This window comes from Bradyrhizobium uaiense (assembly GCF_010811875.1).
Taxonomy (GTDB): Bacteria; Pseudomonadota; Alphaproteobacteria; order Rhizobiales; family Xanthobacteraceae; genus Bradyrhizobium; species Bradyrhizobium uaiense.
In genome coordinates this window covers 1-7,597 of the sequence record NZ_VKHP01000356.1, presented here as the reverse complement: position 1 = coordinate 7,597, position 7,597 = coordinate 1, and the positions used below count along the sequence as shown (strand labels likewise).

Annotated in this window: 8 protein-coding genes; 1 reads left to right on the top strand and 7 read right to left on the bottom strand. The window is 65.7% G+C overall.

Features of this window, described 5'->3' with window-relative positions:
• Window positions 1-528: MFS transporter (locus FNJ47_RS43410; protein ID WP_163162566.1), on the top strand; the 528-nt coding region annotated here is incomplete at its 5' end.
• A 6-nt stretch (window positions 529-534) separates the two neighbouring features.
• On the opposite strand, the gene FNJ47_RS43405 is transcribed toward FNJ47_RS43410, so the two are convergent.
• The 7 genes from FNJ47_RS43405 to FNJ47_RS43380 form a co-directional block, all read right to left on the bottom strand.
• A complete protein-coding gene (locus tag FNJ47_RS43405; RefSeq protein WP_163162564.1) occupies window positions 535-1,758 on the bottom strand; it encodes a BaiN/RdsA family NAD(P)/FAD-dependent oxidoreductase in 1,224 nt (407 codons plus the stop codon).
• Between the two features lie 2 nt (window positions 1,759-1,760).
• Window positions 1,761-2,678: an SDR family NAD(P)-dependent oxidoreductase gene (locus FNJ47_RS43400; RefSeq protein ID WP_163162562.1), complete on the bottom strand. Its 918-nt coding sequence runs from the start codon at window positions 2,676-2,678 to the stop codon at window positions 1,761-1,763.
• A gap of 263 nt (window positions 2,679-2,941) precedes the next feature.
• Window positions 2,942-3,088: a hypothetical protein gene (locus FNJ47_RS50065; RefSeq protein ID WP_165446129.1), complete on the bottom strand. Its 147-nt coding sequence runs from the start codon at window positions 3,086-3,088 to the stop codon at window positions 2,942-2,944.
• Window positions 3,089-3,328: 240 nt separating this feature from the next.
• Window positions 3,329-3,808, bottom strand: coding sequence for a MaoC family dehydratase (locus FNJ47_RS43395; RefSeq protein ID WP_163162560.1), 480 nt, complete (start codon window positions 3,806-3,808; stop codon window positions 3,329-3,331).
• A 14-nt stretch (window positions 3,809-3,822) separates the two neighbouring features.
• On the bottom strand, window positions 3,823-5,547 hold the full coding sequence (locus FNJ47_RS43390) for an AMP-binding protein (RefSeq protein ID WP_163162559.1): 1,725 nt from the start codon (window positions 5,545-5,547) through the stop codon (window positions 3,823-3,825).
• Window positions 5,548-5,682: 135 nt separating this feature from the next.
• Window positions 5,683-6,570, bottom strand: a complete 888-nt coding sequence (mmsB, locus tag FNJ47_RS43385; RefSeq protein WP_163162557.1) for a 3-hydroxyisobutyrate dehydrogenase — start codon at window positions 6,568-6,570, stop codon at window positions 5,683-5,685.
• A gap of 25 nt (window positions 6,571-6,595) precedes the next feature.
• A partial coding sequence (locus FNJ47_RS43380) for an enoyl-CoA hydratase/isomerase family protein (RefSeq protein WP_163162555.1) occupies window positions 6,596-7,597 on the bottom strand: 1,002 nt, incomplete at its 5' end.

The window sequence follows — 7,597 nt, the reverse complement described above, 5'->3', positions numbered from 1 at the left end:
GTGATGGCGTCATTCACCGCGTTCTGGGCCGCCGTAGCGCTGCGCCTGCCGGATGCGCCGTTCAAGCTCGACGCCAAGGGGATCGCGCTGTTTGCACTGATCGGCGTCGCCGGTGCCGTCGCCACGCCGTTGGCCGGACGATGGGGTGACCGTGGCTTTGCCCGGCCGATGCTGATCGGCTCGCATCTTCTGATCATCGCGTCGCTGGCGCTATGCGCGTGGGCCGGCGTGCTTGAATCGCGGATGGGAGCGCTCGTCGTGCTCAGCGTCGGCAGCATCCTGCTGGATCTCGGCATCACCACCGACCAGACGCTCGGCCGCCGCGCCGTCAATTTGCTGCGGCCCGAGGCGCGCGGCCGGATCAACGGCCTGTTCGTGGCGCTGTTCTTCATCGGCGGCACGGTCGGCGCGGCGGCAGCGTCCGCAGCATGGAGCTTTGGCGGGTGGACGGCGGTCTGCGCGGTGGCTGCGGCGTTCGGCATACTCGGCCTGATCACCGACCTCGCGACGAGGACCGGTTCGGAATGAGCCGGGTTACAAGGCGCGTTGCGTGAGCCAGCTCAACGCGCCCTTCCCGGCGGCGACGCCGGTCGCGAACGACGCCTGCAACAGATAGCCGCCGGTCGGTGCTTCCCAGTCGAGCATTTCGCCGGCGGCGAAAACACCGGGCAATCGCCGCAGCATGAAATGGTCATCCAGTTCGTCGAACCTGATCCCGCCCGCACTCGAAATCGCGCGCGCGATCGGCGCGACGCCGGTGACCTCGTTCGGCACCGCGTTGATCAGCGCGGCCAATTCGGCCGGCGGCAGCGAAGCCAGCGATCGGCCGGAAGCGACTGCCGCCTCCTGCAACAATCCGATGCCGACCGGCGAGAGCTGCGCGGCCTTGCGCAGGAAATTGGAGAAGGATTGCTTGCCCTTCGGCACCGACAGCCGCGCGATCAGGTCGTCTCGCACGGCATCGGGCCGCAGCGCCACGCTGAGCGTCGCCGTTCCCTTGGCGAGCACCGCCTCGCGCAATTCGGCCGACAATGCATAGATGGCGCCGCCCTCGATGCCGGCGCGGGTGACGATCGCCTCGCCGCGCACCGTATGCGCCCCGATCGTGAGCGAGACGCCTTTGAGCGGCTGGCCTTCAAACCGGTCGCGGAAGATATTTGACCACGCAACCGTGAAGCCGGAATTGGCTGATTTCATCGGCGCCACGGCAACGCCCTTCGCGGCGAGGATGTTCGCCCAAGCGCCATCGGAGCCGAGCCGCGGCCAGCTTGCACCGCCGAGCGCGAGCACGGTCGCCTCAGCGTTGACTGCGCGCGGGCCGTCCGGTGCCTCGAGCAGCAGTCCGCCGTCCGACTCCCATCCGGTCCAGCGATGCCGGAATGCGAACGCGACGCCTGCCGCATTGAGCCGCCGCAGCCAGGCGCGCAGCAGGGGCGAAGCCTTGAACGCCTCGGGAAACACCCGGCCGCTGGTGCCGATGAAGGTCGGCTGGCCCAGCGCCGCGCTCCAGGCGCGCAACGCATCGGGCGGAAATGCCTCGACCGCTTTCGTCAGGCGCGGCATCGCCTCGCGATAACGCCTCAGGAAATCCGGCAGCGGCTCGGAGTGCGTGAGATTGAGCCCGCCGCGGCCGGCCATCAGGAACTTGCGGCCGGCCGACGGCATCGCGTCATAGACGGTGACCTGTGCGCCGCCCGCCGCAAGAGTTTCCGCAGCCATCAGGCCGGCAGGTCCGGCTCCGATGACGGCGACGACCATGCTCAGAGCTTGATCCCGGCCCGCGCTGCGGCCTGGGCGACATACTTCTGGGTCTGCTCGAATGCGCCCTGCAGCGCCTTCGCGGTCGACATGTCGGCGATGTCCTTGAAGTGCGCGGCGACGCCGTCGGGCGTCCATTCGGATTGCGGCAGGTTGACGCCTTCGGTCTCCAGCACGCGGATCACCGCGAACGAGCCGGCGCCGGCGCCCATGATGGTGCGGGTCGGCGCGTCCTCGCTGAGCAGGAATTCGACCGCCGGCGTGATCGCTTCCGGCTTCATCAGTTGAAGCGCCTGCGGCGGCAGCAGCTCCTCGGTCATCCGGGTCGCCGCCGTCGGCGAGATGGTGTTGACCTTGATGTTGTTCTTGCGGCCCTCTTCGGCGAGCACGTTCATCAGGCCGACCATGCCGGCCTTCGCCGCGCCGTAATTGGCCTGGCCGAAATTGCCGAACAGGCCGGACGACGAGGTGGTCAGCACGATGCGGCCGTAATTGCGCTCGCGCATGCCGGCCCACACCGCCTTGCAGCAGTAGAAGGTGCCGGTGAGATGCACGTCGAGCACCTTGGCACAGTCGGCGACCTCCATCTTGGCAAACGACTTGTCGCGCAGGATGCCGGCATTGGCGCACAAGAGGTCGACGCTGCCCCACTCCTTGGTGGCGCGCTCGACCATCGCGGTGACCTGCTCGAAGTTCGAGACGTCGGCGCCATCGGCCATCGCGGTGCCACCCGCCTGGCGGATCTCCTCGACCACGGTCTCGGCCGGCGACAGCGAGCCGCCGGTGCCGTCGCGGGCGCCGCCGAAATCGTTGACCACGACCTTGGCGCCACGGCTGGCAAGGCCCAGCGCATGCGCCCGCCCAAGACCATTGCCCGCGCCGGTGACGATAGCGACGCGTCCGTCAAACCTGATTGCCATCCGTAAATTCCTGTTCTTCCCTTCTCCCCTTGTGGGAGAAGGTGGCGCGCGCAAGCGCGCCGGATGAGGGGTTCTCTCCACGGATGAGCGCGCGGAGAGAAACCCCTCACCCGGCTTCATCTCGCTCCGCTCGATTTCGCCACCTCTCCCACAAGGAGAGAGGGTGCACGCCCGAGCGGCATGAAAAGGTTGGGGACTTTTGAGCAGCGATGGATGGCCGGGTCAAGCCCGGCCAGGAAAAGCCAGGAAAGCCGCCGGGCGCGCTAGACGTCAGGGGTCATCGACCCGCAGGGCTTCAGGCTTTTGAGCAGATGCCCGCTCCAGCACTCGTGGTGCTCCTGGGCGTAGCTGATCGAGCCGATCACAATCAGAGCGACTACGACAAGTCCGGCGACGATGTTCTGCACCATGGCTGCCACTCCCGGGACCGCACCGCCTAAACCGGTATGATGGACACCAGGAATCAAAGCCGTCAATGCGCTACTTGGCCTAGGCGGGTTCGCTCCACCTCTGCCGCTTGCCGGAAAAGTGGAGCTACTCAACCATCTGCTAGAGCCTTTTCCGTTCCGATTGAATCGGAACGGGGCTCCAGATTCTTGTTCGGAGCGTTTTCTTCACGCGAACCGGAGCCCGCTTCGCTGGAAAACGCTCTAGCTGAAATAGATCAGGCCGAGCCAGTCGGCGACCAGCGCGGGCTTCTCCTCGCCCTCGATCTCGACCGTGACGTTGGTGCGCGACAGCAGTTCCTTCGGCTTGCGCAGCGTGGCTTCGGCCAGCACGAAGCGGCCGCGCACGCGCTTGCCCGAGCGCACCGGCGAGATGAAGCGGAGCTTGTCGAAGCCGTAATTGACGCCCATCGCGGTACCCTCGAGCACCGGCATCACCTCGTAGGACATGATCGACAGCAGCGACATCGTGAGGAAGCCGTGGGCGATCGTGGTGCCGAACGCGGTCTCCTTCTTGGCGCGCTCGGGATCGACGTGGATGAACTGGTGATCCTCGATCACGTCGGCATAGGTATCGATGCGGCCCTGATCGAGCAGGTGCCACGAGGACACACCAATCTCCTTGCCGACCATGCCCTGGTAGGTTTCCAGCGACACCGGCGGCTTCTTCCAGACTTCGTTCATTTGGCTAACCTCCGCTAACCGGAGGTCCGCACCTTCTGCAGCTCCGGAAATTCCTCCTCGCGGAACTCGGCTCCGCGCAACGCATCGCTTCTGACATCGTCATGTTCGAGCCGGCGCAACTGCACCCGACGGATTTTTCCAGAAATCGTCTTGGGCAGTTCGGTGACCAGCTCGATCTTGCGGATGCGTTTAAACGGTGCAAGCCGCGTGTGCAAATGTTTGAAGATCGACAGCGCCGTCTCCGGGCTGCGCTCGACACCGGAGACCAGCAGCACATAGGCCTTGGGGACTGCCAGCCGGATCGGATCCGGGCTCGGCACCACGGCCGCTTCCGCCACCGCGTCATGCTCCAGCAGCACGCTTTCGAGCTCGAACGGCGAGATGCGGTAGTCGGAAGATTTGAACACGTCGTCGGTGCGGCCGACGAAGGTCAGATAGCCCTCGTCATCGGTGAACACGACGTCGCCGCTGCGATAGATCTCGCCGTCGGTGCCGATCAGTCTGCCGTCGTCACCCTGATAGCCCTGCATCAGGCCCGCCGGCCGGTCGGCGCCGAGCAACAGCGTCACCTCGCCCTCCTTCGCGGGGTGACCGTCATTGTCGGTCACCTGCACGCGATAGCCCGGCAGCGGCCGGCCCATCGAGCCGACCTTCACCTTCTGCCCCGGCGAGTTGCCGGCCAGCGCCGTGGTCTCGGTCTGGCCGTAGCCGTCGCGAATAGTGAGGCCCCAGGCCGATTTGACCTGGTCGATGATTTCAGGGTTGAGCGGCTCGCCGGCGCCGCAGACCTCGCGCAGCGACACCTTGAAGCTTGCGAGGTCTTCCTGAATGAACATCCGCCACACCGTCGGCGGCGCGCACAGCGTGGTGACGCCGCAGCGGCCGATGATCGAGAGCAGCCCCTTCGCCTCAAAGCGTGGCTGGTTGGCAATGAAGATCGTTGCGCCGGCATTCCACGGCGCAAAGAAGCAGCTCCAGGCATGCTTGGCCCAGCCGGGCGAGGAAATATTGAGATGGATGTCGCCGGGTTGCAGGCCGATCCAGTACATGGTCGAGAGATGGCCGACCGGATAGCTGCGCTGGCTGTGCCGCACCAGCTTCGGCTTTGCCGTGGTCCCCGAGGTGAAATAGAGCAGTATCGGATCGTCGGCCTGGGTCGGGCCGTCAGGCGTGAAAGCCTCGGACGCCTTCGCGGCATCCTCGAACGGCAGCCAGCCGTCCTGCGCCTGCGTGGCGCCGACCACGATGCGGACCAGTTGGTCACTGCCGAGCCCTGCGAACTTCGCAACCTGATCTTGCGTGGCGACCACCGCCTTCGCCTTGCCGCGATCGAGCCGGTCGCGGAGTTCATCCGCGGTCAATAGCGTGGTCGCGGGGATCACGACGACGCCCAGCTTCATCGCCGCCAGCATGGTCTCCCACAGCGGCACCACATTGCCGAGCAGCAGCAGCAGATGATCACCGCGCTTCAGCCCCTGCGCGCGCAGGAAATTTGCAACTCGATTGGAGCGGCGCGACAGCTCGGCGAAGCTGAGCTTGGTCTCGTTGCCGCTGGCGGCATCGACGATCCACAGCGCCGGGCGGTCACGGCTGTCGGCATTGCGCGCCAGCTCGGCGTCGAACCAGTCCAGCGCCCAGTTGAACGGCACCGGGTCCGGCCAGCGAAATCCCTTCACCGCAGCATCGTAGTCGGTGCGGTGCTTGAGCAGAAAGGCGCGTGCGTCCTGAAATGTGGTCATCCGGCTTCACCACGTTTTATGGCGTCATCCTGAGGAGCCGCGCCTCGCGCGGCGTCTCGAAGGATGGCCACAGGCACTGCGTTCAGCATCCTTCGAGGCTCGCTGGCGCTCGCGCCTCAGGATGACGCATAGAGATTATTTCCCAGCGAGGCCGCGAACGTGCTGGATAATTCCGGAAAAGTCGACCCCGCCATGGCCCGACGCGTCGAAGGTCTTATAGAGCTCCTGCGCGTGCTTGCCGAGCGGCGTCACCGCGCCGGCGGCATTGGCGGCGTCCTGTGCGAGTGTCAGGTCCTTCACCATCAGGTTGGAGGCGAAACCCGGCTTGTAGTCGTTGTTGGCCGGCGAGGTCGGCACCGGGCCGGGAACCGGGCAATAGGTGGTGAGCGACCAGCACTGGCCCGATGAGGTCGAGGCGACGTCGAACAGCGCCTGGTGCGACAGGCCGAGCTTTTCGGCCAGCACGAAGGCTTCGCCGACCGCGATCATGGAAATGCCAAGGATCATGTTGTTGCAGATCTTGGCCGCCTGCCCCGCGCCGCCAGCGCCGCAATGCACGATCTTCTTGCCCATGTTAGCCAGCATCGGCTGGGCCGCCGCGAAGGCGTTCGGCTCACCGCCGCACATGAAGGTCAGCGTCGCGCCCTTGGCGCCGCCGGTGCCGCCGGAGACCGGCGCGTCGACCGAGGCCATGCCATGCTTGGCCGCAAGCGCGTGCGCCTGCTTGGCGCTTTCGACGTCGATGGTCGAGCAGTCGATGATCAGCGCGCCTTTGCTCATGGCGGGAAGCACTTCGTTCCAGACGCCGAGCACATGCTTGCCAGCCGGCAGCATGGTGATGACCACGTCGGCGCCCTTCACCGCACTGACGCTGCTCTCGGCGATCGCGGCACCGTCGCTCTTGGCCTGATCGCGGGACGCAGCGACCAGATCGAACGCGGTCACCTTGTGGCCGGCCTTGACCAGATTGGCCGCCATCGGCCCGCCCATATTGCCGAGCCCGATGAATGCGACGTTTGCCATGGGAAGTCCTCCGCTTGCGACGTTTCTATTTGCCGTCAGGAAATTTCAGTTCGTCGGCGCCGATTTCGGCGAAGTAAGGCGCCAGCATTTCGGGCGTCACGTCTTCGATCCGGCTCGGCTGCCACTTCGGATTGCGGTCCTTGTCGATCACGGCCGCGCGCACGCCCTCGCGGAAATCGTCGCTGGCGAACACTTCGAGCGCGGCGCGATATTCGCGCACCAGGCACTCTTCCAGCGTCTCGGTCGCCCGCGCCAGCCGCAGCAGCTTCAGCGTCACCACCATCCCGCGCGGCGATTTTTCGCCGAGCGTTTTCAGCGTCGCCTGCGCCAGATCGGAACCGTCGGCCGTCAGTACCGCAACAATGTCGTCCATCCGGCCGCGCGCGAACCAGCCGTCGATCTTGGCCTGCATCGCAGCGACAGGGCCGGATTTCTCGCCGGTCGCAAAGCCCGCGATCAGCCGATCGATCTCAGCCGAAGGCGTACCCGGTGCAACCTTGGTCAGCGCCTCGCGCAGTGCGGGCAGCTTTGCGCTCGGCACCACCGCATCGGCAAACTTCGCATAGATCGCATCGGGACCATTCATCGTGGTGCCGGTAAGACCAAAGTAAGTCCCGATCTCGCCCGGCGAGCGCGACAGCAGATAGGTGCCGCCGACATCGGGGAAGAAGCCGAGCCCGACCTCGGGCATCGCGAGTTTGGTTCGCTCGGTCACCACCCTGTGGCTGCTGTGCGCCGACAGCCCGACGCCGCCGCCCATCACGATGCCGTCCATGAAGGCTACATAGGGTTTCGGGAATTTCTTGATCCGCGCGTTGAGAATGTACTCGTCACGCCACAGGATCTTGCCGAGATCGCCCTTGACCTTGGAGCTTTCCCACAGCGCGCGGATGTCGCCACCGGCGCACAGGCCGCGCTCGCCGGCCCCCTCCAGCACGATAACCGCGACATCAGGATCGGCTTCGAACACGTCGAGCGCCTTGTCGATGTCGTGGAACATCTCCAGCGTCACGGCATTGATCGCCTT